The organism is Stenotrophomonas sp. X (genome assembly GCF_055721025.1).
On sequence record NZ_CM146756.1, the window covers coordinates 2,226,328 to 2,248,474 of the forward strand.

General features: G+C 66.7%; 24 protein-coding genes and 1 pseudogene. 17 read left to right on the forward strand and 8 right to left on the reverse strand.

Going from position 1 to position 22,147, the window contains the following annotated elements:
- Positions 1–5: 5 nt before the first annotated feature.
- Complete coding sequence (locus tag ACZ75I_RS10275; RefSeq protein ID WP_472957804.1) at positions 6–413, reverse strand: hypothetical protein; 408 nt, start codon at positions 411–413, stop codon at positions 6–8.
- 194 nt (positions 414–607) lie between these two features.
- Between ACZ75I_RS10275 and ACZ75I_RS10280 the strand changes: the two genes are divergently transcribed.
- Entirely contained in the window at positions 608–1,303 is a 696-nt protein-coding gene (locus tag ACZ75I_RS10280; protein ID WP_346476066.1) for an HAD family hydrolase, read from the forward strand.
- 7 nt (positions 1,304–1,310) lie between these two features.
- Here ACZ75I_RS10280 and ACZ75I_RS10285 read toward each other — a convergent pair whose 3' ends face one another.
- Genes ACZ75I_RS10285 through ACZ75I_RS10300 form a run of 4 tightly spaced genes read right to left on the reverse strand, consistent with a single transcriptional unit; the run spans position 1,311 to position 3,358 of the window.
- A complete protein-coding gene (locus tag ACZ75I_RS10285) occupies positions 1,311–1,541 on the reverse strand; it encodes a hypothetical protein (RefSeq protein WP_061478310.1) in 231 nt (76 codons plus the stop codon).
- Entirely contained in the window at positions 1,538–1,963 is a 426-nt protein-coding gene (locus tag ACZ75I_RS10290) for a VOC family protein (protein WP_346476065.1), read from the reverse strand. The genes ACZ75I_RS10285 and ACZ75I_RS10290 overlap by 4 nt, the downstream gene beginning before the upstream one ends.
- 10 nt (positions 1,964–1,973) lie before the next feature.
- On the reverse strand, positions 1,974–2,435 hold the full coding sequence (locus tag ACZ75I_RS10295; RefSeq protein WP_065177773.1) for a helix-turn-helix domain-containing protein: 462 nt from the start codon (positions 2,433–2,435) through the stop codon (positions 1,974–1,976).
- Positions 2,432–3,358 (reverse strand): LysR substrate-binding domain-containing protein, encoded by a 927-nt coding sequence (locus ACZ75I_RS10300; RefSeq protein WP_346476063.1) that lies wholly within the window; start codon positions 3,356–3,358, stop codon positions 2,432–2,434. The genes ACZ75I_RS10295 and ACZ75I_RS10300 overlap by 4 nt, the downstream gene beginning before the upstream one ends.
- Positions 3,359–3,449: 91 nt before the next feature.
- On the opposite strand from ACZ75I_RS10300, the pseudogene ACZ75I_RS10305 reads away from it, so the two are divergent.
- Together ACZ75I_RS10305 and ACZ75I_RS10310 are read left to right on the forward strand one after the other, a co-directional pair.
- Positions 3,450–4,491 (forward strand): annotated as a pseudogene (locus ACZ75I_RS10305) (hypothetical protein).
- Positions 4,488–5,369 (forward strand): TolB family protein, encoded by an 882-nt coding sequence (locus tag ACZ75I_RS10310; RefSeq protein ID WP_472957805.1) that lies wholly within the window; start codon positions 4,488–4,490, stop codon positions 5,367–5,369. The pseudogene ACZ75I_RS10305 and the gene ACZ75I_RS10310 overlap by 4 nt, the downstream one beginning before the upstream one ends.
- A gap of 7 nt (positions 5,370–5,376) precedes the next feature.
- On the opposite strand, the gene ACZ75I_RS10315 is transcribed toward ACZ75I_RS10310, so the two are convergent.
- On the reverse strand, positions 5,377–6,732 hold the full coding sequence (locus ACZ75I_RS10315; RefSeq protein ID WP_346476060.1) for a sigma-54 interaction domain-containing protein: 1,356 nt from the start codon (positions 6,730–6,732) through the stop codon (positions 5,377–5,379).
- Positions 6,733–7,128: 396 nt separating this feature from the next.
- Between ACZ75I_RS10315 and ACZ75I_RS10320 the strand changes: the two genes are divergently transcribed.
- The 9 genes from ACZ75I_RS10320 (at position 7,129) to ACZ75I_RS10360 (ending at position 15,458) form a co-directional block, all read left to right on the forward strand.
- Positions 7,129–7,659, forward strand: a complete 531-nt coding sequence (locus ACZ75I_RS10320; RefSeq protein WP_154350885.1) for a hypothetical protein — start codon at positions 7,129–7,131, stop codon at positions 7,657–7,659.
- 35 nt (positions 7,660–7,694) lie between these two features.
- The gene (locus ACZ75I_RS10325; RefSeq protein WP_428986720.1) at positions 7,695–8,273 is read left to right on the forward strand and encodes a hypothetical protein; all 579 of its coding nucleotides are present in this window, start codon (positions 7,695–7,697) and stop codon (positions 8,271–8,273) included.
- Positions 8,274–8,316: 43 nt separating this feature from the next.
- Complete coding sequence (locus tag ACZ75I_RS10330; RefSeq protein ID WP_061478319.1) at positions 8,317–9,633, forward strand: hypothetical protein; 1,317 nt, start codon at positions 8,317–8,319, stop codon at positions 9,631–9,633.
- 99 nt (positions 9,634–9,732) lie between these two features.
- Positions 9,733–10,437: a C39 family peptidase gene (locus ACZ75I_RS10335; RefSeq protein ID WP_472957806.1), complete on the forward strand. Its 705-nt coding sequence runs from the start codon at positions 9,733–9,735 to the stop codon at positions 10,435–10,437.
- A 13-nt stretch (positions 10,438–10,450) separates the two neighbouring features.
- Entirely contained in the window at positions 10,451–11,200 is a 750-nt protein-coding gene (locus tag ACZ75I_RS10340) for a hypothetical protein (protein WP_472957807.1), read from the forward strand.
- Between the two features lie 49 nt (positions 11,201–11,249).
- On the forward strand, positions 11,250–12,554 hold the full coding sequence (locus ACZ75I_RS10345) for a transporter (protein WP_346476058.1): 1,305 nt from the start codon (positions 11,250–11,252) through the stop codon (positions 12,552–12,554).
- A gap of 137 nt (positions 12,555–12,691) precedes the next feature.
- Positions 12,692–13,831 (forward strand): SPFH domain-containing protein, encoded by a 1,140-nt coding sequence (locus tag ACZ75I_RS10350; RefSeq protein WP_346476057.1) that lies wholly within the window; start codon positions 12,692–12,694, stop codon positions 13,829–13,831.
- A 20-nt stretch (positions 13,832–13,851) separates the two neighbouring features.
- On the forward strand, positions 13,852–15,204 hold the full coding sequence (locus ACZ75I_RS10355) for a TFIIB-type zinc ribbon-containing protein (RefSeq protein WP_472957808.1): 1,353 nt from the start codon (positions 13,852–13,854) through the stop codon (positions 15,202–15,204).
- Positions 15,201–15,458 carry a hypothetical protein gene (locus tag ACZ75I_RS10360; protein ID WP_472957809.1) on the forward strand — a complete coding sequence of 86 codons (258 nt, stop codon included), beginning with the start codon at positions 15,201–15,203 and terminating at the stop codon, positions 15,456–15,458. Before ACZ75I_RS10355 ends, ACZ75I_RS10360 begins: the two co-directional genes overlap by 4 nt.
- A gap of 93 nt (positions 15,459–15,551) precedes the next feature.
- Here the strand turns inward: ACZ75I_RS10360 and ACZ75I_RS10365 are convergent, their stop codons facing one another.
- Together ACZ75I_RS10365 and ACZ75I_RS10370 are read right to left on the reverse strand one after the other, a co-directional pair.
- Positions 15,552–16,448, reverse strand: coding sequence for a tyrosine-protein phosphatase (locus ACZ75I_RS10365; protein ID WP_472957810.1), 897 nt, complete (start codon positions 16,446–16,448; stop codon positions 15,552–15,554).
- A gap of 17 nt (positions 16,449–16,465) precedes the next feature.
- A complete protein-coding gene (locus tag ACZ75I_RS10370) occupies positions 16,466–18,754 on the reverse strand; it encodes a TonB-dependent receptor (protein ID WP_472957811.1) in 2,289 nt (762 codons plus the stop codon).
- A gap of 123 nt (positions 18,755–18,877) precedes the next feature.
- Here ACZ75I_RS10370 and ACZ75I_RS10375 point away from each other — a divergent pair, with 123 nt between their 5' ends.
- The 5 genes from ACZ75I_RS10375 to ACZ75I_RS10395 all read left to right on the forward strand — a co-directional run bounded on the left by ACZ75I_RS10375 (position 18,878) and on the right by ACZ75I_RS10395 (position 22,105).
- Positions 18,878–19,522, forward strand: a complete 645-nt coding sequence (locus ACZ75I_RS10375) for a TetR/AcrR family transcriptional regulator (protein ID WP_472957812.1) — start codon at positions 18,878–18,880, stop codon at positions 19,520–19,522.
- An 82-nt stretch (positions 19,523–19,604) separates the two neighbouring features.
- Positions 19,605–20,174, forward strand: a complete 570-nt coding sequence (locus tag ACZ75I_RS10380) for an AprI/Inh family metalloprotease inhibitor (protein ID WP_346476052.1) — start codon at positions 19,605–19,607, stop codon at positions 20,172–20,174.
- 69 nt (positions 20,175–20,243) lie between these two features.
- Positions 20,244–21,203, forward strand: coding sequence for a cation diffusion facilitator family transporter (locus ACZ75I_RS10385; RefSeq protein ID WP_472957813.1), 960 nt, complete (start codon positions 20,244–20,246; stop codon positions 21,201–21,203).
- Positions 21,204–21,275: 72 nt separating this feature from the next.
- On the forward strand, positions 21,276–21,911 hold the full coding sequence (locus ACZ75I_RS10390; RefSeq protein WP_180867121.1) for a DNA-3-methyladenine glycosylase: 636 nt from the start codon (positions 21,276–21,278) through the stop codon (positions 21,909–21,911).
- Complete coding sequence (locus ACZ75I_RS10395) at positions 21,911–22,105, forward strand: hypothetical protein (RefSeq protein ID WP_061480303.1); 195 nt, start codon at positions 21,911–21,913, stop codon at positions 22,103–22,105. The genes ACZ75I_RS10390 and ACZ75I_RS10395 overlap by 1 nt, the downstream gene beginning before the upstream one ends.
- The last annotated feature ends 42 nt before the right edge of the window (positions 22,106–22,147 follow it).

Below are 22,147 nucleotides of genomic sequence, written 5' to 3' on the forward strand. Positions count from 1 at the left end.
AGGAATCACGATGCCTGCACGCGCAGCCATCGTGGCGCCAGCACTCTGGCAACCAGGAACTGCACTGCGGCGCCGACGACGGTGGCAACGACAAGCCCGCGCCCTGTCGTTGGCGCACCGCCGGACAGCATTCGCATCAGGTAGGCCATGCTGGCCAGGATGATCAGCAGCATCGTGGCAAGCAGGATCAGCGACGCCACCATCCTGCGCGCCGTCGATGCGGGTTCTGGCGACGGCGCGCTGGCCCACAGGCCGGCAAACGTGGCCAGTGCGCAAGACCCCAGCAGGACCAGGCTGGCAATCTGCAACTGCGCGGCGCCGTCGGCGACGGGCATGATGAACTCGCCTGGCGAGAATCCCGCAGGCAGCAGCAACACCAGGACGGGGAGCAGGCAGCTGCCGGCCAGCGTCACCGCGCCGGCGATGCCGGCACTGAAGAGGCGATGTTGCCGGGCCTGGGATCGCACTCGGTTCAAGGGGTATTCCCGTACAGGCGCTGGGTGAGGTGGCCCGGCAGTCTAGCGTTCCTGTGGCCGGCGTGCCCTGCCCGTCCCGCTATGGGAAAATGGCGGGCGCTTCGCCCCTTTGGCTGTTCCCGGAGTAGTTGATGTCCCGTTTCCCCTTCGATGCCGTGCTGTTCGACTGCGACGGCGTACTGGTCGATTCCGAGCCGCTGGTGGCCCGCGTGCTCTCGGAGATGCTGACCGCACGCGGCTGGCCGCTGACGCCTGCGCAAGCCGGCGAGGTCTTCCTGGGCCAATCCGTGGCCCATCTGGCCGGGCTGATCGCAGAGCGCACCGGCAAGCCGTTCACCGAGCAGTGGCTGGAGGAGTTCCGCCAGCAGCGCAACCGGGCGCTGGAACGGGATCTGGAGCCGATCCGGGGGGCGCCCGAGGCCGTGCGTGCGATCGCCGCAGCGACCGGTGGCCGCATTGCCTGCGCGTCCGGTGCCGACCTGATCAAGGTGAAACTGCAGCTGGGCAAGGTCGGCATCCTCGATGCATTCGGCGACCACGTCTACAGCGGCCAGGACATGCCGAACACCAAGCCGCACCCGGACGTCTACCTGGCGGCCGCTGCCGCGCTGGGTGTGGATCCGAAGCGCTGCGCGGTCATTGAAGACACCGTGACCGGCGCGACCGCCGGCGTCGCGGCGGGTGCAACCGTGTTTGGCTTCAGCGAGGGCGGCCCGCACCACAGCACGCCGGAGGCCCTGCGCGCTGCGGGTGCGAAGGTGATCTTCCAGCGCATGGACCAGCTGCCGGCATTGCTGGCGGCCTACGCCGCCGACGCTGCCGCCTGAGGCGGCCTCAGCCTGCAGCGCCCAGCGTGGCGCTGCGGCGTTTCCCGGTGTAATGCAGCACGAACAGGTACAGGCCAGTGAACAGCTGCAGGAACAATGGCGGCAGCGGCGAATAGGTGATCCACGCTGCCGGCTCGCCCTGCCCCAGCCCGCGAGCGGCGAAATTGGCGATCACCGCCAGGGTGAAGACGATCGAGGTCCAGCGATGCACGGGCCGTGCCCAGCCACCGCGGCTCATTGCCGGCGCCTCGCTTCGGAACGGGCTTCGATCATCTTCCAGCCATTGCCTGACGGGTCACGGAATCCGGCGTCGACGGCGCCATAGCGCTCGATCGGCTCCTGGGTGAATTCCACGCCCTGTGCCAGCCATTGCGTGTAGCGCGCCTGGCAGTCATCCACGGCCAGCACCAGCGGCGGCATTGCGCCCTTGGCCACCAGCTGCTGCAGCGCAACTGCGGTAGCGGCGTCGTGGGTGGGCGGGCCTGGCACGAACAGGCCCAGCTGGAAACCGTCCTGGCCCGGGCTGCGGACCGTCAGCCATCGGTAGCTGCCATTGCGCACGTCGGTATGCACTTCGAAGCCGAGCTTGCCGACGTAGAACGCCAGCGCCTCATCCTGGTCGCGCACATACAGGCCGACCGTGTTCACAGTGTTCGTCATGGGACCTCCCTCAGGTGGGGTCCACGTTAGCAACCGCCGCGCGCCGGCGCTTCTCCAAAACTGCCATGTTCAGGTCCGGTCGCTGCGCGGCACGTGCGTGGCACTCCGGCACGCAGGCCGGCGTCGCCTGGCCGGCCCGCTCACGCTCGCGCACGTTGCCCGGGCTGTCGCCGGTGATGTCACGGAAGATGCGGCCGAAGGTGCCCAGGCTGCTCCAGCCGGTCTGCGCGGCGATCTCGGTGACCGGCAGATCGGTGTCACGCAACATCGCCACGGCCCGTTCAATCCGTCGGCTCAGCAGGTAGCGATGCGGTGGCAGCCCGAAGGCCTGCTTGAACGAACGCGCGAAATGCGCCGCGGATACGGCACTCACTTCGGCCAGGCGGGCCACCGGCCAGTCCTCGTGGCTGGCATGGTCCATCCGGTCCTTGGCACGCAGCAGGCGTCGCAGCAGTTCAGGGCTCTGGTTCATGCCGCCACCGTGCGCCCCAGATGATGTCGCGCCGCATGCCTGGCCTGCGCGGCCTGCTCGCCCAGCCAGTCACCGAATGCAATGACCTTGGCGCTCCGGCTGCGCGCCGTCGGTGCCACGAACCAGAAACCACGCCCGTCGCTGGCCACACCGGGATGTGCCTGCACCAGGCGCCCGCTGTCCAGTTCGGCCTGGAACAGGATTGGCGAAGCAATGGCGATGCCCTGCCCGGCAATGGCCGCGCCGACGTCCAGATGCTCTACCGCAAAGGGGCTGACCAGGCTCTCCTCGGCCGGCGGCGGAACCGCGCCATGTGCGGAAAACCACAGTGCCCACCAGTCGGGCCTGCCGAGCAGCGGAACCTCCAAGGCCCGGCGCCCGAGCCCGTCTGCCGCCGGCAGCAGCGCTGGCGCGCACAACGGGGTGAAAATGCTGGGGAACAGGGGCGTGGCCTGCAGCCCGGGCCACTCGCCATGCCCATTGCGGATGGCAGCATCAAAATGCCCGGCGGCCAGGTCCTGCGGCTCTGCCGACAGGTCCAGTTCCAGCACGATGCTCCGATGGCGGCCGCGGAAACTGCCCAGCCGCGGTGTCAACCAGCTGGTGCCCAGCGTGGGCAATACGGACAGGCGCAGTCGCGCCGCATCCATGTCAGCGGCGCGCATGAAACTGGCACGAAGCGCGTCGAAGGCCCGGGTGGCCTCCTGCGCGACGCTGGCACCCGCTGCCGTCAGTTCCACACGCTGTGCGTGGCGCAGGAACAGGCAGGTGCCGGTCTGGGCCTCCAGCCGGCGCACGTGGTAACTCACCGATGCCGCGCTCGTGTCGAGCTCCTCGGCGGCACGGGCAAAACTGCCCAGCCGCGCCGCCGCTTCGAAGGCGCGGATGGCGACAAGCGATGGAAGCTGGCGTTGGGTCACCATAAGTGTGGCTTAGCCTGAGCCCGGATATCTGCGTGGTCAATCCCCCTCGCACCCGCAACGATGGAGGCACTTCCGGCAAGGGGTCACGCACATGGATCGACGGCAGTTCCTGGCCACCTTGGCCGCAGTGGCAGCCTCAGGCGCCCTACCCTCGGGGCGGCCCCTGTCCAGCCACAGCGAAGACTGGAAATGGTTGCAGGGCAACTGGCGGGTCCGGCACCAACGCCTGAAGGAGCGCCTGGTGGGTGACACCCCGCTGGGAAGCCTTCACCGGCGCCAGCGCGGTCTGGCTCACCCTGGGCGGGCTCGGCACCATCGATGACAACGTCATGACGCTGCCTTCGGGTCCCTACAGGGGCCTGGGCGTGCGTGCTTTTGATCCGGTGTCTTCCACGTGGTCGATCTGGTGGATAGATGGGCGCAACCCTGCCCATATCGAAGCGCCCGTGCGCGGCGCCTTCGAAGGCGATGGCGGCAGCTTCCGTGGTCGTGATCACTTCAAGGGACGCCCCATCGACGTCTGGTTCCGCTGGCATGACATCCATGGCGAGGAGCCGTGGTGGGAGCAGGCGTTCTCCGACGACGCCGGCGCGCACTGGGAAGTGAACTGGCGCAACTGGTTCCGCCGCACTGCGGCGGTCCCCTCTCCGCTTCCGAAGCTGCCGGATGCACCGCGCGATTTTGATTTCCTGGTGGGCCATTGGAACGTGCGCCATCGTCGCCTGCGCGCTCGGCTGGCAGGCAGTGATGCGTGGGACGCGTTCAACGGCACCCTGCACAACTGGGCGGTACTGGGAGGATTCGGCAACGTAGGCGACAACCTGATGGACGTGCCGGGAGCACCGCTGCGCGGCATGGGTATCCGCGCCTGGAACGCCGCTGAGCGGCACTGGCTGAGCTGGTGGCTGGATGGCCGGGAGCCGACCCGGATCGGCGCGCCGCTGCGCGGTGGTTTCGAGGCCGGTGTCGGCCGCTTCTTCGGCGAAGACCAGCACGACGGACGGGCGATCCAGACGCGGGTGATCTGGTCACGCATTACCCCGCGCTCGGCGCGCTGGGAACAGGCGGCTTCGACCGATGGGGGACGCAGTTGGGAAACCAACTGGGTCAGCGACTTCGAGCGGCAGGCATGAAAGCGCGGCTGGCCGTGATGCTGCTGGTTGCTGCGTCGCCCCCCGCGACTCCCTCAAGCGTGCTGCAGATCGTCGGCTCCGCTGAACGCTTTGCGCCGGGCGTTGCATCCACGCAGTACGACGAGATTCGACTGACCCTGAGCCCGGACGGAAACACCGCGCTGTGGTTCAGCCGCAACCGTCCCGGCGGTCCGGGCGGGTATGACATCTGGGTCTCCCGCCACGACGGGCAGCGCTGGCGGCCGGCGACGCCGGTCTCGTTCAACACGCCGGGACGAGACTTCGATCCCGCCTTTTCTGCCGATGGCCGCACGGTGTATTTCTGTTCGGATCGAGCAGGCGGCCAGGGCGGCGACGATCTGTACCGGGTCAGCATTGGACGTGACGGTCGATTCGGCGAACCGGAGAATCTGGGCCCCGCGGTGAACAGCGCGGCCGACGAGTTCGCGCCGATGCTCTCGCCGGACGGTCGTACGTTGTTGTTCTCCAGCGATCGCGCGGGCGGTGCCGGCGGCCATGACCTCTATAGCGCCACGATGATCGGCGGCGTGGCGCAGCCGGCGCGGCCGCTGGTGGGTGGCATCAATACCGCCGCACAGGAGTTCGATGCCACGTTCCTGGGCGACGGCCAAACGGTGGTGTTTGCCCGCGCCTTGGACTTCGCCACTGCACCGGTCCGCCAGTTCATGGCCTACGAGCGTGGAGGCCGTTATGACGCGGGCCATGCATTGCCCTCCCCGGTGAACGAAGCCTCCGGCGACAGCTACGGTGCGATGCTGGATGGCTCGCAACCTGACACTTTGACCTATTCGGCGCGGCGCGCAGACGGTGCGGGGTTGGACCTGTACCGCATCCGCTACCGTTCGGGAGAACCATGATCCGCACTCAACGCTGCGCCGGCAGTTCCAGACGATGCTTGCGGCACAGCCGATACACGGTCACCCGCGAGATCTGCATCTGCCGTGCGCACTCGGAGACGTTGTAGCCGGTCTGGCGCAGGGTCTGCAGCAGCACATCGCGCTCGGCCTGGCCGCGGGCATCCTGCAGCATCGCGCCCGGCGGCGCATGCTCGGCCCCACCCAGTTCAAGGTCGCGCTCGCTGATCAGCTCGCCTTCGGCCATGATCGCCGCCCGCTGCACCCGGTTGAGCAGTTCACGCACGTTGCCGGGCCAACCGAAGCGCCGCATCGCATGCAGCGCAGCGGGCGCAAAGCCACGTGCACGCACGCTGTGGCGCAGGCGGAAGCAGCGCAGGAAGTGCTCGGCCAGCAGCTGCACATCGGCGCCACGCTCGCGCAAGGGCGGCATCAGCAGGCGCAGCACATTGAGGCGATAGTAAAGATCGCTGCGGAACCGCCCCTGCGCCACCGCGTGCTCCAGTTCGACGTGGGTGGCGGCGAGTACCCGCACATCCGCCCGCAGCGGCTGGCTGCTGCCGACACGCTCGAAGGTGCCTTCCTGCAGCACGCGCAGCAGGCTGGTCTGCGCCTCCGCCGGCAGGTCACCCACCTCGTCGAGGAACACGGTGCCGCCGTGTGCGGCTTCGAATACGCCTATCTGGCGCTTGTCGGCGCCGGTGAACGAGCCGCGCTCGTGGCCAAACAGCTCCGACTGCACCAGGTTGGCCGGAATGGCACCGCAGTTGACCGCGATGAACGGCTTGCCCGCACGGCCGGACAACGCATGCAACGCGTGAGCCGCCAGCTCCTTGCCGGTACCGGTTTCGCCGGTGACCAGCACCGGCAGTTCGACCGGCGCGAACTTGTGCAACACGGTGCGCACCGCATGCAACGCAGGACTCTCGCCGATCAGTGCGCGTGGCCCCTGGCCGCCGCATACCTCGCTGGCAGAAGGATCATCCGCGTCGAACTGTTGGCGCATCGCAGCCACCAGGTCCTGCAGGCCGAAAGGCAGCGTGAACCGCGAGATGCAACGCTGCAGCAAGGGCAGCCACGCTGCAGGCGTGGGCCCTGCGCCGGGTGGCAGCACCGCAAGCCAGGGCAGATGCACGTGCTGTTCGATCCATGGCGCCAGCAACTGCAGCGCGGGCGTATCCAGATGGCGAAGATCCAGCACAGCGAGCAGCCGATCACGCCCGCGCAGCCCGATCGCCATCGCAGGGTCGGGATGGATGCGGCGCACGTACCAGCCCGCGGCCGCCAGCGCGCTGCGCTCGTTCGCCAGCGGCTCGCCGAACCAGAGCACGCAACGTGATGTAGAAGCCTCCGGGACCGCCGCCATGCTTCCCCCAGCATCCGGACACCGTCGGCGGACTGTCAGGCAATCACCGGCGTGCCGCCCTCCGCCGGGACCTTCTACGGCCACCGCAGCGGCCTTTGATGGGCGGATCCTAGCGCTGCGCTAAACGGCGGCGCAATGAGCGCCGCGTCAAGAGACCACCGGCTGAAGCGGCATCGTTACAGTCCGCGACGGCACCTGTAACACCCGTGTGACAGTCGGGCGCCCACCTTGCCCTGCGGCGCTTCGTACAGCGCAATCCCAACATTTTTCGGACGCCGCTGTAACGGCGCGGCAGCAGCACCCTGCGCCGCCACCGCCCGGCGCCAGGGCAGCCAAGCCCTGCAGGGTTGGCACGGTTGATGCGTGCTTCCGCCGCACCCACCACGGGAGATCGGCATGGACGGCACCACCCCCATTCGCGGCCTGCTGGCAACGCTGGCCGTGGCCCTGCTGTCGGTTGGCGCGAGCGCCTCTGCCTCCGGTGCACGCCAGGGCGTGAAGGCTCAACCGGGCGAAATCGTCCTGTTGCGTGATGTGTCCGCACGCCCGGCCTATCGCATGGCGCCGCCCGGCATGGCGCTGATCGCCGACCCGAAACCCCAGCGCGAGATCGCGGCGGCCCTCGGTGCGGGTGCCCCGGCAAACGGGATGGACGAGCTGAGCGATGAGGACTACGCAGGCATGGGGGCAGGTCAGGCAGCCACAGCCACCGCACCCGCAGGCACCACGGTCGAACGTGTGACGCAGCAGGCATTGGGCGGTACGCTCGGCCGCAACGGTGACGGCATGGTCGGCAGCAGTCTCGGTGGCGCCATGAGCGGGCCGCTCGGCGCGGTCGGCAACAGTACCCGCGGCATCGGCGAGACCGTGCGCGGCGCGCTCGGCCAGTTCCCGCTGCAGGGCATGGCCCCGGCAGGTGGCAAGTGAGGCGGGCGCACTGGCTGCTGCTGATCCTGCCTGCCATGCCGTTGATCGCGCAGGCCGATGACTACAGCGGCATGCTCGCCTACCTCGACGTTGCCCGCATCGACGGCCATGCACTGGCCGGCGCGAACGGCGCCATCGCGGTCAACCAGGCGGCCGGCGACCTCAATCTGCAGGCCAACCTGCGCGGCATCGCCACGGGCGAACATGCCGACGTCTCGATCGCCAACCGACAACTGCGCGGTGGCAACCGCGTGCTGGGTGCACCGATGCACGCCACTGCCGTCATCGATGGCAAGGCGCTGGCCGGTGCCAGCGGCATCGCATCCATCAACCAGGCCAGCGGCATCGCCAACACGACGCTCAACGTCGTCAGCGCGACGCTGGCCCGACAGGGCATACGCGAAACCGACGATACGGCCTTGGCCGCCGAGGGTTCCGCGTTGGCAGGGGGGCGGGACGACGCCGGTCGCGGCGTCGCGACGGGCACCCGCAGCGCCGGTGTCACCAGCACCGCGCTGCGGGGATTCGACGGGGTCCTGCAACTCAATCAGATCGCGGGCAGCGGCAATGACACGGCCAATGTACTGGGCCTGGTCGTGCAGGACCGCCCGTGACAACCACCCAACCGATGCACCACCTGATGAGAGAGAGGGCACCATGAAAGCGACCGTCAAACGGACCATGCTCGCCATGGCGATTGCCACTGCCTCGACCGCCGCTGCGGCCAATGGCTGGGACAACCAGAACGCCAACGCGAACATCAACCACACCCACACCGTCAGCGAAACCCGCAACGAGACGCACAACCACACCGACAACGACGTGCGCAACCGCACCGTCAACGTCAATGTGCAGAAGCACAGCACCATCCAGGCCGACGAACGCAAGGAGAAGAACAACCACGGCGTCGACGTGAACCTGGAGAAGGACCTGCGACTGAGCACTGACATCAATTTCTCCGGCGACCCGAACATCACCGGCGACATCGACCTCGACTCGGCGGCCATCGCCGTGATCGACAACCGCCAGTCGATCAGCAACAACGCCACCAGCAACAGCCTGGTCACCAACAGTGCCTCCATCGGTGACAGCGTGGGCGCAGGTGCCTCCGGCAACCTCGGCTTCAACGTGGTATCAGGCGACAACAACGCCCAGGACAACGCCGCGTCATTGTCCGCCGCCGACGCGTCCTTCAGCTTCGGCATGGCCGATGCCGAGGTGTTCGTCAACCAGGCCGGCTTCGGCAACGCGACCATGAACTCCGGCGTCACCAATGCCGCAGGTCTCGGTGGCAATGCCTTCGGCGGTGCGTCAGGCAACATCGGCGTCAACATTGCTTCGGGCAACAACAACGAGCAGAAGAACGCGCTGGCGGCGTCGGTCGCGACCACCGCGGTGGCGCAGTCGAGCATCAGCTCCAACCAGGTCTCCACCGGCAACACGGTCAGCAACGCCGGTTTCGTGCAGTCCTACACCGATACCGTGCAGGTCGGCATGCGTGGCGGCGTCAGCGGCCTGACCCTGGCCTATGGCGCCGGCACCTACCGCGGTACCGGCAACGCCTACCAGATGGCCAACTACTATCTGGATACCTGGAGTGGCGAGCTGCCGCACCCGGGTGGCAACAGCACCGGCCATATCGATCTGGACAACCAGATCCAGAACGCCACGATGAACCCCAACCGGCCGGGGGTGGGTGGCCTGGGCTTCGATACGCGTGAGAGTGGCACCAGCCAGTTCGTCGAGCTGGGCGTGGCCGACCTGTATGCCAGCCTCAGCGGCACGGTCAGCACCACGCGCTGGGTGAACGTCAACGCGACCAACACCTCGGCCTTGTCGGGCAGCGCCTTCTCCGGCGCCTCGGGCAACATCGGCGTGAACGTGGCCGCGGGCACCGGCAACCTGCAGGCCAACAGCCTGGCCCTGGCAGTCGCCCAGCCCAGCACCGGCGGCGGTGGTGGCAGCGGCGAGTAAGCGCAACACCCCGGCCGTCCGCCAATGGCCGGCTTCCCGGGAGCTCCTGTTCCTCCTCCCCCTTGGGACAGGGGCTCCCCCTTGCTGCCGGAGAATGCGATGTTCGGCCACCGTCTCTCGATACGCCTACTGGCCTGCCTGCTGTTGCTGGGCGGCGCGTCCGCGCGGGCGGGCGACGTCGGCTTCGCCGGCGTACTGCCCAATGGTGCGCTGCTGCAGCAGAAGGTGGAGAGCATGCAGGAACGGCGCTACCGCAACGTGGTACGCCAGCACACCGATTACAGCTGCGGAGCGGCCGCACTGGCGACCATCCTGCGCCATGCCTACCACCTGGACACCGACGAGGCGACGGTGATCGAAGGGATGATGGGGGTGTCCGACTCGGCGCTGGTAGCCGAGCGTGGCTTTTCGCTGCTCGACATCAAGCGCTACGTGGAATCGCTGGGCATGCGCGGGCGCGGCTATCGCATCGATGAGGCACGCCTGCGCACGCTTCGGGTTCCGGGTCTTGTGCTGATGGACGTGCGCGGCTTCCGCCACTTCGTGGTGCTCAAGCAGGTGCGCGGCGGTGTGGTCGAGGTGGCTGATCCCATCCTTGGCAACCGCAGCCTGGCGCTGCCTGAATTCCTCGCTGCGTGGCCATCGCGTGCCGTATTCGTGGTGATCGGCAGTGATTTCGATCGCAACACAGTCCTGCTGCAACCCAGCGAACGGCCCAGTGCCCGCGCGCTCTACGCGCGACAGGGGCCGATCACCGATGCCGAACTGGTCGATTTCGGCTTCAGCCACGCCGACCTGTTCTGAAGGAGGTTCCGCCATGTTCCGCCACCGTCTGTTGATGCTCCTGCTGCTGGCGAGCTCCGCCCTGCCCCTGCAGGCGGCGGATGCTGCGCCGGGACGCGGCCTGAAGGAAATTCCGGATCCCGAACTGAACCTGATGCGCGGCCGCTACACCGTGGGCGGCAATACCGTCGCGTGGTTCGGGGTGACGATGGTCTCGCAGTGGCAGGCCGGCAACGGAAACGTATTGCAGGGTGCGTTGACCCTGGGCATGGACTTCCGCGGCGGCGGCAGCCCGAAACTGAGCTTCCAGCCCAGCGTGCACGTGACTGCCGCAGATGCGCCGCTGCCGGACACGCAGGGCCGCCATATCGACAGCACCGGCCTGGCCAACGCCAATGGCCTGGTGCAGAGCGTGCAGGTGGCCGGCGATGGCAACGTCGCCCGCAATGCGACCACGCTGGTGGTGCGCAACGGCACGGTGCCGGGCCTTTCCGATGACGGTGCCCATTCGCTCAGTGCGCAGGGTGCAGGCGTCTCGGCCTCCGCAGTGCTGGACGGCAACCACGCACGCCTGCAACTGCAGGTGGAGGGCCAGGGCATGGTCCAGCAATGGATACGCAACGGCAGCGTCGGCCAGGGCATCGCCCTGGCCGGTGACGGGCAGATCGCCAGCAACCAGCTGCAGCTGGAACTGGTGCGGGATACCGCGGGCGGCAACCTGCCGTTGAGCCAGAACGTGGCCCAGGCGATTGCGATGAACCGCGGCATGGGGCCGGGCCGATAGCACCACGGCACGGCGTTGGGGGAAGCGTTCCACAACGCAGGACACGAACATGCACACCTTGATGAGGATCACCCCGTTGGCGCTGGCGGCGCTGGCGGGCACCGCCTTCGCCGCACCGCCAGCGGCGGACGATGGCGCCGACGTACAGGCACTGGCCAACCAGCTGGAGCAGCTCAAATCCAACTACGCGCAGGAAGTGCGGCGGCTGCGCGAGCTGGACATGCAGGTGCAGGCGATGCAGGCGCGATTGAGTGGACGCACCGGGCCCACCGGGCCGGGAACGGCGGCGGCAACGGGCGCCGCAGTCGAGCATGGCTCGACGCTACAGACGTCGCAGGGTAGCGAGGGCTACGCCAGCACGGCGGCCGAGGCACAGCAGGCGAAGCAGGAATCGCGGCGCAGCGTGGATGATGTGAAACAACAGCAGTCGGCCCTCTTCTCGCGCCGCTTCACTGTCGAGAACAGCCTCACCTACGCCCGCTACGACCGCAAGCAGCTCACCCTCAATGGTTTCCTGGCGCTGGACGCGATCTTCCTCGGCAACATCGCCATCGAGAACGTTGAATCCGATTCGCTCACCTACAACCTGGCCGCACGTTGGGGTGTCAGCCCGAACCTGACGCTCAACCTGGACGTGCCTTACCTGGCGCGGCGCACCGTCTACCAGAAGGGCGGCGCCGGCGGCGCGGCGGCCGCGATCGCGCAGGAAGAAACCAATGGCAACGGGCTGGGCGATATCGGTTTGAGTGCGAACTACCGCTTGTTCGGCGAACGCGGCTGGCGCCCGGAAACGGTGCTCACCGCCGGAGTCACCGCCCCTACCGGGCGCGCACCCTACGGCCTGGACTGGAAGGTGATCGAGCGCGACGACGATGACTACATCCGCTTCGCCGTTCCCAGGGAACAGCCCACCGGCAATGGCGTGTGGCAGGCCAACGTGGGCCTGTCGATGGTCAAGACCGCCGATCCGGCAATCCTGTTCGCCAACGTTGGCTATGTGCATTCGTTCCCGCGTGGTTTCAGTGATATCGACAGCAACCCCGACACGGTCAACCCGGGTGACGTGAAGCTCGGCGGCGCGGTCTACTTCGGCGCTGGCGTGGCCTTTGCGTTCAACGAGCGCACCAGCCTCAGCCTGTCCTTCAGCGACCGCATCAGCGCCCGCGCTTCCACCCGTTTCCAAGGCGGGAAGTGGATGAAAGTGATCGGCAGCGACGCCAACGCGGCATCACTGAATCTGGGCGTGACCTACGCGCTCAACCAGCACACCACACTGGTGACCCTGCTCGGCATCGGGCTGACCCCGGATGCACCGGACTTCACTCTCGCCTTCAAGATCCCGTACATGTTGTAGAGACAGCGCCAGGCACGGTCCTGCGCCCCGGCAGGGCCTGGATTCATCTCCCGGCACCACAGCGGTCCCTGCCCGCTGCTATATTCAGCCCAGCTCGGCAGGCATGGTGCCTGCCCTCGAATCACAGGGAGTTGGACATGGGTCTGGTACAGGCGGTGAAGGGTGCGGTCGGTGGTGTGCTGGCCGACCAGTGGAAGGACTTCTACACCGTGCCCACGGGCCTGCCCTCGACGGCGGCCCTGTTCGCGGCGGTGCCGCGCGGCACCAACGCCGGCCGCGGCTCCAACACCAGCGGCTCGTCCAACATCATCACCAACGGCTCGAAGATCATCGTGCCGGAGGGCTACGGCCTGCTGCTGTTCCAGGACGGCGCGATCACCGCGTTCGTTGCCGAACCGGGCGGCTACGAGTGGCGTTCGGACGACCTGAACTCGCAATCGATCTTCGCCGGTGACGGCCTGGTCAGCACCTTCATCAAGCAGAGCTGGGAACGCTTCAAGTTCGGCGGCCAGCCCGGTTCGCAGCAGGCGGCTTATTTCGTCTCGCTGAAGGAGCTGCCGGACAACCGCTTCGGGACCCAGTCGGAAATCTACTGGGACGACGGCTTCCTCAATACCCAGGTGGGCGCGGTCACGCGCGGTTCGTACACGCTGAAGATCGTCGACCCGATCCTGTTCGTGAAGAACTTCGTGCCGGCCAGTTACCTGCAGCCGGGCCAGGTGTTCGACTTCACCGACCTGGACAACGCCGCCGCCAGCCAGCTGTTCAATGAAGTGGTCGGTTCGCTGGCGCCGGCTTTCAGCCTGTACACGAACGATCCGGGCAAGGGCAACCGCATCACCAGGCTGCAGCAGGACTCGCTGGGCTTTGCACAGAGCCTGTCGGCCGCCGTCGAGCAGGGCTACCAGTGGAAGTCCGAACGCGGCCTGGCCATCGTCAAGACCGCCATTGTCTCGATCGAGTACGACGCCAACACCCGCGAACTGCTGAAGACCGTGCAGCGCGCAGATGCACTGTCCGGCTCGCGCGGTAATTCCAACCTGCAGGCGAGCGTCGCCCAGGGCATCCAGTCGGCCGGCGAGAACGGCGGTGCGGCAGGCCTGGTCGGTGTCGGCATGGCCTCGGGCATGTTCGGTGTCGGTGGCATGCAGCAGCCGGTCACACCGGCTGCCGACGATCCGGTGGCCAAGCTGAAGAAGGCCAAGGAAATGCTGGACCTCGGCCTGATCACCCAGGGCGACTATGACGCCCTGAAAGCCAAGGCACTGGGCCTGTAACAGCAGGACGCACAACCCACATGTCCGATCCCAGAAACGGCCCACCGCCGCTGCCCGGATCCGTGCCCGCGACGCCGCCGCCCTTGCCGGCGGCGTCGTTGGATGGGCCCGGTTCGCCGCAGGACGTCCCTCCCCTGCCCGGCAGCTTCCCGCTGGACACCTCGAAACTGCCACAGGCCATCCGCGATGAAGTGGAAGCGCCCGATCCTGTGGCCATCGATACCTCGGCCAGCGAGCTGAAGGACGGCCTCAACCGCTGCCCGAAGTGCGGCGCCACCGACATCCGGCCCAAGGCCGGCACCGATATCCTCGTCTGCCTGTACTGCCGTCACGAATGGCATGGCGCGCGGGTCGAGGAGGAATTCGGGCTGGGCGAGGCCATCGACCAGCTGCGCGGCACGGTCATCGCTTCCGGTGCACGCAACATCGATGCCGACACCTCGGCGTTGATGACGTTCAAGTGCACGGGCTGCGGCGCCGAAGTCACGGTCAACACCGAAAGCACGATGACGGCGCGCTGCCACTGGTGCCGCCACGTCTTCGGCGTCAACGAACAGATCAGCAATGGTGCGGTGCCCGATGCGGTGCTGCCCTTCCACATCAAGAAGGAAGATGCGGTCGCGCGCATCCGCCAGTTCGTCGACAAGCGCCGCATGTTCGCGCTGAAAGCGTTCAAGGAGCAGTTCACCCCGGAAAACGTGGTGGGCGTGTTCCTGCCCTACATGATCGTGGACAGCAACGTCAGCGCGGCCGTGGCCGGCAAGGGCGAGATCCAGACCCGGCAATACACGGTCGGCAGCGAGAAGAACAAGCGCACCCTGTACGACGCCGATGTCTACCAGGTCGAACGCCAGGTGGATTTCACGGTTGATGACCTGCCTCTGGAATCCTCGGCCGAGCGCGGCAATCTGGATACCCGCGCCAACACCAACAACATCATCAACACCATCCTGCCGTTCGACACCAAGAACGCGGTGAAATGGAACGCCTCATACCTGGCTGGCTTCACCTCCGAGAAGCGCAACCTGGATGTGGAGAAGCTGCGGCCGCGGCTGGAAGACCAGCTGCTGTCGATCGCCCGCGCGCAGGTGGAAGGGTCGGTGAGGCGCTACAACCGTGGCGTGCGTTGGGAACAGGAACAGCTGGAGGTGCATGGAACGCGCTGGGTGTCGATGTACCTGCCGGTGTGGTTGTACTCGTATCACCAGCCCGGAAAGAACGGCGGCATGCTGCACTACATCGCGGTGAACGGCCGTACCGGCGAAACCATGGGCAGTGTGCCCGTGCAGCAATGGAAGATGCTGCTGGCGGCCCTGGCCACCGGCACCGTCATTGAAGCCCTCGCAATTGCCTTCCTGGTGGCATCGACATGAGCGACGACAGTGGCCTCTGGCTGTTGGCGGCAGGTCCGGCCGGCGCAACCGCGCTGTACTGGGCGCTGTACCGCTATTACCGCAACACCGACAAATCGCACTCCTTCGAGCACGAGACCGCCATCGAGGCCAAGCCGGTCACCGGCTCGGACCAGCAGGTCGGCCGGGTCACCGGCACCGAGGAAAAGCGCATCCGCGGTGACAATGTGTATGAGTACCGGAAACGGGTGGCAAGGGTGAAGCCGGATCAGTAGCGCCAGGCCATGCCTGGCTGCGGGTCATGCCGGCCGATGGCCGGCATCCCTTCGGTATCTGCACGTCAACCGGCCAACAGCCGGCACGACCTATCAGCCGGCCTGACCCAGCCGCACCTTCAACTGCTGGATCTCCTGCTCGCTGACCCCGATCGACTTCAGGTACCCTTCCGCACCACCGTACTGACTGTGCAGCGCCGCCAGGAACTGCTCCATGTTGTCCGGCGCAGTACCGGCCATGCCCGCCAACTTGCGGCCGATCTCCGGGTTCTGCCTGACCAGCGCCATGATCTGCGCGTTCATCGCGCTATCCTTCGGCTGCCCTTCCAGGTAATGCGCGGAGATCGCGTAGTTGTGCACGATCTCGGCCTTCGGCACGCCGGCCAGGTCCAGCAGCAGGCCGGCGATGATGCCGGTGCGGTCCTTGCCGGCCGTGCAATGGAACAGCACCGCACCGTCCTGCTGCGCGGCAATGCGCTGGAACACCTGCTTGAACTGCGGCTGGCTGTGGCCCAGCCACTGCACATAGGCTTCGCCCAGCGAATCGGGGAAGCTGGTCATCATCTTCTGCAGGTCCATCTTCTCGGTGCCCATCAGGGAGATGCGCTGATAATCGAAACGATCATCGCGGGCCAGCAGGTCCGGCGACTGTGCCTCCTCATCGGCGGTGCGCAGATCGATGTCCAGCTTCACACCGGCGGCGACCAGGGCATCACGGTCGGCTTCGGTCAGGCGGCCGAGATCGGCGGTGCGCACGAATGCATCGGCCGGAATCGGACCGTGGCGGCCCTGGAGGCCGGCGAAGGTACGTACATTCCAGGCACCCTGCAGCGGGATCACGCGCTGCGCGTCGGCAACGACCGGCTTCACATTGGCAGAGGCCACGGCCTTCGTGGCAAGGGCCTGCGGTGCGTCGGCTGCAAGTGCACTTGCAGCCAGCGGCAGGCTCAGTATCAGGGCCAGGGCAAGGTCGGTGTGGCGGGTTTTCATGCGGTTCTCCGTTCGAATCAGAAGTTGACGGCCACTTCAAGGCCAAAAGTGCGAGGGTCGTTGAAGATGCCGCTCTGGCCCAGCGGCGCGCTGTTGATCTTGTAGAACAGGTGCTGCTCGTCCAGCAGGTTGCGTGCCCACAGCGAGAACGACACCGTGGTGCCGGTGCTGTTGACCGGAACGTCCACCAGCGCCACCCGTGCGTTCACCACAAACGAGCTGTCGGTCAGCATCTGGTCGTACTCGCTGGTGTAGTAGCCATCGGACCAGTTGCCGTCCACGTGGAATTTCAGCGCCGAGAAATCGGCGAATGGCACCAGATAGTCGACCGACAGGCTGCCTGCGTTCTTCGGCGCCAGCAGCGGCTGCACGGTCACCTGCACCCCTGCGCCGAACGGGTCTGTCGCGGCCTGCGCATCGATCTTCGTGTAGGCGTAGTTCAGGCCGAAAGTCAGGTTGTCCACCGGCACCACGTTGAACTCCAACTCCGCACCGCGCGACTTTCCATCGCTCGGCGCATTGGTGGTGACCATGGTGGTGCGGGTTTCACCGCTGTTCGGATCGAACGGCAGCGAGAAGTCCATCTGCTTGTGCGCGATGGTTGAATCGAACACCGCCAGGTTCAGGCGCGCACGGTTGTCCCAGAACTGCGATTTGAAGCCCAGCTCGTAGGCCGTCACCTCTTCCGGGCCGAACGCGCTGTAGTTGGTGGAGCGCGAGTTGGCGCCACCCGCCTTGAAGCCGGTGCTGTACTTGGCATAGACCATGGCGTGTTCGCCAAGGTCGTAGGCAATGTTGACCATCGGGTCGAAGCGGCTCCAGCGGTCCTTGAACGCAAGGTTGGTGGCGGCACCGTTGACGATGTACAGGTTGCCCTTCTTGTCATCACGGGTGTAGCGACCGCCGGCGGTCAAGTGCAGGCGCTGCAGTGCTTCCGGTGTCCACGTGGCCTGGCCGAACACGCCCAGGCTGTCGGTCCACGCCTTGCTGGCACGGTCGATACGCACCCGGGAAAGATCCAGCGGATTGGTCGCGGGGTTCACCGTGTAGCTGTTGCCACCCGGCCCCCACACCAGCATGTTCGGGGTCTGTGCATTGTCGCCAGCGGTCTCGTGGTAGTAGAACGCACCGCCAAGGAACTGCACCTGCGAGGTGTTACCGATCAGCTGGAATTCCTGGCTGTACTGGTGCTGGTAGACCTGGGCCAGGCTGTAGCGGCCGAACGGCGTGCCGGCGCCACCATAGGCCGAGATCGCATCGACCAGGCCCATGTCGAACTGGCCCTGGGTCAGCTCGCGGTAGGAACTGATCGACTTCAGCTCAAGGTTGTCATTCAATGCCCACGACAGGTTCAACAGATGGCCGCTGGTGCGGCCGATATTGTCTTCCTGCGGCCCGCCCAGGATGGCGCTGTCGCGGCGGTCCTGGCTGGCACCTGCCTTCTGCAGCGGGCTGAGGTAGGCGCCTGGCACCAGCACCTGGGTGTGATACGGCGTGGTGGCATCGTAGGAGCGGTCGAGGGCGTACAGCAGCGAAAAGTCATCGCTCGGCTGCCACAGCGCGCTCAGGCGTGCGCCGCGCTTGTCGTAGCTGTTGAAGTCGCGCTCGCCGCGCATGGGATTTTCGGTGGTGCCGCCGCGCTTGGCCTGTACGGCGTCGATCTTGAAGCTGACATCGCCCACCTTGGGCAGGTCCAGGTGCAGCGCACTGTTGTACCCACTGAAGTTGGACACCCCGGCGCTGACGCTGCCGCCAAACTCGCCGGTCGGCGCCTTGGTCACGATGCTCACCGCGCCGCCTTCGGTATTGCGGCCGAACAGCGTCCCCTGCGGGCCCTTCAGCACTTCGATGCGCTCCACGTCGTAGAGCATGCTGCCCAGGCCCTGCGCGCGGCCCATGAACACGCCATCGACGTAGATGCCGACGCCGGCATCACGCGCAGGCTGGTTGGCGTCGCCGGAGGCGCCGATGCCACGGATGCCGATGTTGAGCGCCGAACTGCGGGTAGCGAATGGCGTGACCCGCAGCGACGGAATGGAGCCATCGGAAAGGCTGCCCAGCGAAATCGCGCTGCGGTCCTTCAGCGCTTCGGCATCGACTACCGATACCGAGATCGGGGTTTCCTGCAGGTTGGTGGCGCGTTTCTGGGCGGTCACCATTATCTGGTCGAGGGCGACCACGGTGCGAGCCGCATCGGCGGATGCGCCGGCGTCGGCGCCAGGGCTGTCTTCGGCATGGGCCAGCGGCGGCAGAGCGGCGGCGATGGCGAGGGTGAGCAACGGGCAGTGCAGCGTGGCGTGGCGCATCGGACTCATTCGCGGGAGGAGAAGACCGGCGCAGTCTGGGAGGCGGGAATTACAAATGAATGACCGTTCATTCACACCTTCTGTGACGTACTATCCCGCCTCTGGATGCCCCGACTTCACCCAATGACGCCGAAAACCGCCGTAGCAGTAGCCGCTGACGCCCCAGCCGCCGCCCATGCCGAGGCACAGCGACGGCGCATTCTGGACGCCGCCCAGAAGTGCTTCATCACTCGTGGATTTCACGCCGGGTCCATCGGCGATATCGCCGCCGAGGCGGAGATCAGCCAAGGCTTGATGTACCGCTATTTCGCCAACAAGCGCGCCCTGATCCTGGCGCTGATCGAGCGCCAACTGCGTCACGACCAGGCCTCGATCAGCGAGATGCCGGCGGCGTCGGATCTGGTCGATGGCCTGCTCGCGTGCTATCAGCAATGGGCGCGCGGTGAAGTGCTGCCGATCCACGGCAATGCGATTGCAAGCGTTGCGCTGTACGCGGAAATCAATGCCGAAGCCCATCGCGACCCGGTGCTGGCCGGGGTGCTGCGCACCCATGACAAGCAGACCAGTGCCGCGATCCATGCCTGGCTGCGCCAGCGTGATGTCGATCAGGGCCGGAGCGTGGACGAAGAGCAGATTGCCGGACGCACCCTGCTGCTGCGGCTGCTGGTGGAAGGCCTGGCGATGCGTGCGGTACGCGACCCGGACCTGCCGCCGGAACGGGTACGCGCCCTGCTGGCCGATGCCATTGGGCGGGTGATGGCCGATTGAGGGGCGTTGAGGCGCGCCCTCACACCGCCTCCCGCCCTACCGGTTCGATACTCGCGCGATCCAACCTGCCGAGGATGCTGCAATGGCCGCCGTGCTCCCCCGTACCTGCCTGCTCGCGCTGTGCTGCCTGGCGCTGCCCGCCCTCGCCCAGGAGGCCTCGTTCGGCTTCGGCCAGCAGACCGCCCGCGCCGACCAGACCACCCATTCGAGCAGTACCGAGATCCAGAACAGTGGCTCGATGACCATGCAGACCACCAGCAGTGGCAGCTCGCAATCCGAATCGCGCAGCGAAAGCAAAGGCATCGACGTGGACTTCGGCGTCCATGACAACAACGACGACTGGCGCGATGACCGCGATACACGCGACAGCGACCTGGTCGGCAGCTGGACACTGGGCCAGGAGAACGGCAGCACCTGCACCATCGAGCTGAAGAACATCGAGTGGTTCGGCGGCTACAGTGCCTATGTGCCTGCCGGCTGCCCGGATGGCTTCTTCTCGGCCAACCGCTGGGTGCTGTCGGGCAACCAGCTGCTGCTGACTGACACCAGCAACACCGTATTCGGGCGCTTCCGCGCGTCGGGCGGCGGACGCTGGACGGGGTACCGTGAATCGGATGGCGCGCGCTTGTATCTCAATCCCAAGGGCCGCTGATCGCACCGTGCACGCAGTGGGCACGCGCTGATCGGGAAGATCAGGCATCCACCCCGCCCCGCCGCCGAAATGTCCGTTCCCACCGGCTCCCGTCTCGTCATCTATGCGGCCCTTGCAGGCAATCTGGCCATTGCCGTGGCCAAGTTCATCGCAGCCGGCATCTCCGGCAGCTCGGCCATGCTCAGCGAAGGCGTGCATTCGCTGGTCGACACCCTTAATGAACTGCTGTTGCTTTATGGGCTGCGTCGTGCAGGCAAGGCCCCTGACCCGGTACATCCCTTCGGCTATGGCCGCGAGCTGTACTTCTGGAGCTTCATCGTCGCCCTGCTGGTGTTCGCGGCCGGTGCCGGCGTTTCGGCCTACGAGGGCATCCAGCACATCCGCAGGCCGGAGCCGGCCACCAACCATGCGTTGAGCTACAGCGTGCTGGGCATTTCCATCCTGTTCGAGGGTGGCTCCTGGTGGGTGGCGCTGCGCGAGTTCCGGCGTACCAAAGGCAAACTTGGCTACTTCGAAGCCTTCCGCCGCAGCAAGGATCCTTCCACCTTCACCGTACTGCTGGAAGACAGCGCTGCGTTGCTCGGGCTGGGCTTCGCACTGATCGGCCTGGTGGCCGCCCAGGTGCTGGACATGCCGGTGCTTGATGGCGTTGCGTCACTGTGCATCGCCGGCGTGCTGGCCGCCACCGCCTTCCTCCTGGCCCGTGAGACCAAGGGCCTGCTGGTCGGAGAACCTGCCCATCCCGCAGTGGCCGAGCGGATCATGGCGGTGGCCGAAACCGATCCGGACCTGCGTCGCGCCAACGGCGTGACCACCATGCAGATGGGGCCGGAACAGGTGGTGGCCATGCTCAGCGCCGAGTTCGAGGATGACCGCCGGACCCCGCAGATCGAAGCCTGCATCACCCGCATCGAAACGGCGGTGAAGCGCGAGTATCCGGAGCTGGTGGCACTGTTCATCAAGCCGCAGACGCCGGAGGTGTATGCCGCCCGGCGCGCTGCATTGGCCGCACCGCCTGCGCCGGAATGACGCGGCGTCTGCGCCCGTTTCACCTGATCGATGCCACAGTGCCACGGTCTTTCACCCGAGCCTGCCACCACCGTGCCGGATTGGTTGCCCGCCTCCCTGCAGATCCTGCCGCGCCGCTTCTACCGGCGTCCATCGACCGACGTTGCGCCGGAGTTGCTCAACAAGCTGCTGGTGCGCGACGATGGTCGCGCTGGCCGCATCGTCGAGGTTGAAGCCTATGCCGGCAGCGACGATCCCGCCGCGCACTCCTATCGCGGGCCAACGCCGCGCACGGCCAGCATGTTCGGTGAGGCCGGCCACCTCTATGTCTACTTCACGTACGGCATGCACTGGGGCAGCAACGTGGTCTGCGGAGAGGTCGGTGAAGGCGTGGCGGTGCTGCTGCGGGCCGTCGAGCCGCTGGCGGGCCTGGAGCGCATGCACGAGCTGCGTCCCGCCGCGCGCCGCGACCACGATCTGGCCAGCGGCCCCGGCAAGCTCTCGCAGGCCTTCGGGCTGGACCGCAGCTTCGACGGCGCCGATCTGGTAACAGGCAGCCATGGCATCGTGATCGCCAGCGATGGCACCCCGCCTCCGTCCGACCCGGAAGTTGGTCCACGCATCGGCATCACCCGAGCCGTCGATTTCCCCTGGCGATGGCACGTCCGTGACCACCGTCACGTATCGGTGCGGCGACGCCGCATCTCCGCCCCCGCAAGGAAACGTTGATGACACCTCTCGACAAGCCGTTGCGACGCGAACTGGAGATCGATGGCCAGCCCTACACCCTGACTGTGGACCCTGAAGGCCTGAAGCTGGCGGAGAAGGGGCGACGCAAGGGCATTGCGTTGCGCTGGCAGGATCTGGTGTCCGGGGACGCGGCGCTGGCAACCGCATTGCAGGCGTCGCTGCGCGAGCACTGAACCGGCGCACCCAGCTCACGTCGGCATCACCCAGCCATGGCG

What these genes read in the sequence shown, in the direction of transcription:
- ACZ75I_RS10280 (WP_346476066.1), top strand. Translation starts at nt 608, where the DNA reads ATGTCCCGTTTCCCCTTCGATGCCGTGCTGTTCGACTGCGACGGCGTA.
- ACZ75I_RS10285 (WP_061478310.1), bottom strand. Translation starts at nt 1,541, where the DNA reads ATGAGCCGCGGTGGCTGGGCACGGCCCGTGCATCGCTGGACCTCGATC.
- ACZ75I_RS10290 (WP_346476065.1), bottom strand. Translation starts at nt 1,963, where the DNA reads ATGACGAACACTGTGAACACGGTCGGCCTGTATGTGCGCGACCAGGAT.
- ACZ75I_RS10295 (WP_065177773.1), bottom strand. Translation starts at nt 2,435, where the DNA reads ATGAACCAGAGCCCTGAACTGCTGCGACGCCTGCTGCGTGCCAAGGAC.
- ACZ75I_RS10300 (WP_346476063.1), bottom strand. Translation starts at nt 3,358, where the DNA reads ATGGTGACCCAACGCCAGCTTCCATCGCTTGTCGCCATCCGCGCCTTC.
- ACZ75I_RS10310 (WP_472957805.1), top strand. Translation starts at nt 4,488, where the DNA reads ATGAAAGCGCGGCTGGCCGTGATGCTGCTGGTTGCTGCGTCGCCCCCC.
- ACZ75I_RS10315 (WP_346476060.1), bottom strand. Translation starts at nt 6,732, where the DNA reads ATGGCGGCGGTCCCGGAGGCTTCTACATCACGTTGCGTGCTCTGGTTC.
- ACZ75I_RS10320 (WP_154350885.1), top strand. Translation starts at nt 7,129, where the DNA reads ATGGACGGCACCACCCCCATTCGCGGCCTGCTGGCAACGCTGGCCGTG.
- ACZ75I_RS10325 (WP_428986720.1), top strand. Translation starts at nt 7,695, where the DNA reads ATGCCGTTGATCGCGCAGGCCGATGACTACAGCGGCATGCTCGCCTAC.
- ACZ75I_RS10330 (WP_061478319.1), top strand. Translation starts at nt 8,317, where the DNA reads ATGAAAGCGACCGTCAAACGGACCATGCTCGCCATGGCGATTGCCACT.
- ACZ75I_RS10335 (WP_472957806.1), top strand. Translation starts at nt 9,733, where the DNA reads ATGTTCGGCCACCGTCTCTCGATACGCCTACTGGCCTGCCTGCTGTTG.
- ACZ75I_RS10340 (WP_472957807.1), top strand. Translation starts at nt 10,451, where the DNA reads ATGTTCCGCCACCGTCTGTTGATGCTCCTGCTGCTGGCGAGCTCCGCC.
- ACZ75I_RS10345 (WP_346476058.1), top strand. Translation starts at nt 11,250, where the DNA reads ATGCACACCTTGATGAGGATCACCCCGTTGGCGCTGGCGGCGCTGGCG.
- ACZ75I_RS10350 (WP_346476057.1), top strand. Translation starts at nt 12,692, where the DNA reads ATGGGTCTGGTACAGGCGGTGAAGGGTGCGGTCGGTGGTGTGCTGGCC.
- ACZ75I_RS10355 (WP_472957808.1), top strand. Translation starts at nt 13,852, where the DNA reads ATGTCCGATCCCAGAAACGGCCCACCGCCGCTGCCCGGATCCGTGCCC.
- ACZ75I_RS10360 (WP_472957809.1), top strand. Translation starts at nt 15,201, where the DNA reads ATGAGCGACGACAGTGGCCTCTGGCTGTTGGCGGCAGGTCCGGCCGGC.
- ACZ75I_RS10365 (WP_472957810.1), bottom strand. Translation starts at nt 16,448, where the DNA reads ATGAAAACCCGCCACACCGACCTTGCCCTGGCCCTGATACTGAGCCTG.
- ACZ75I_RS10370 (WP_472957811.1), bottom strand. Translation starts at nt 18,754, where the DNA reads ATGCGCCACGCCACGCTGCACTGCCCGTTGCTCACCCTCGCCATCGCC.
- ACZ75I_RS10375 (WP_472957812.1), top strand. Translation starts at nt 18,878, where the DNA reads ATGACGCCGAAAACCGCCGTAGCAGTAGCCGCTGACGCCCCAGCCGCC.
- ACZ75I_RS10380 (WP_346476052.1), top strand. Translation starts at nt 19,605, where the DNA reads ATGGCCGCCGTGCTCCCCCGTACCTGCCTGCTCGCGCTGTGCTGCCTG.
- ACZ75I_RS10385 (WP_472957813.1), top strand. Translation starts at nt 20,244, where the DNA reads ATGTCCGTTCCCACCGGCTCCCGTCTCGTCATCTATGCGGCCCTTGCA.
- ACZ75I_RS10395 (WP_061480303.1), top strand. Translation starts at nt 21,911, where the DNA reads ATGACACCTCTCGACAAGCCGTTGCGACGCGAACTGGAGATCGATGGC.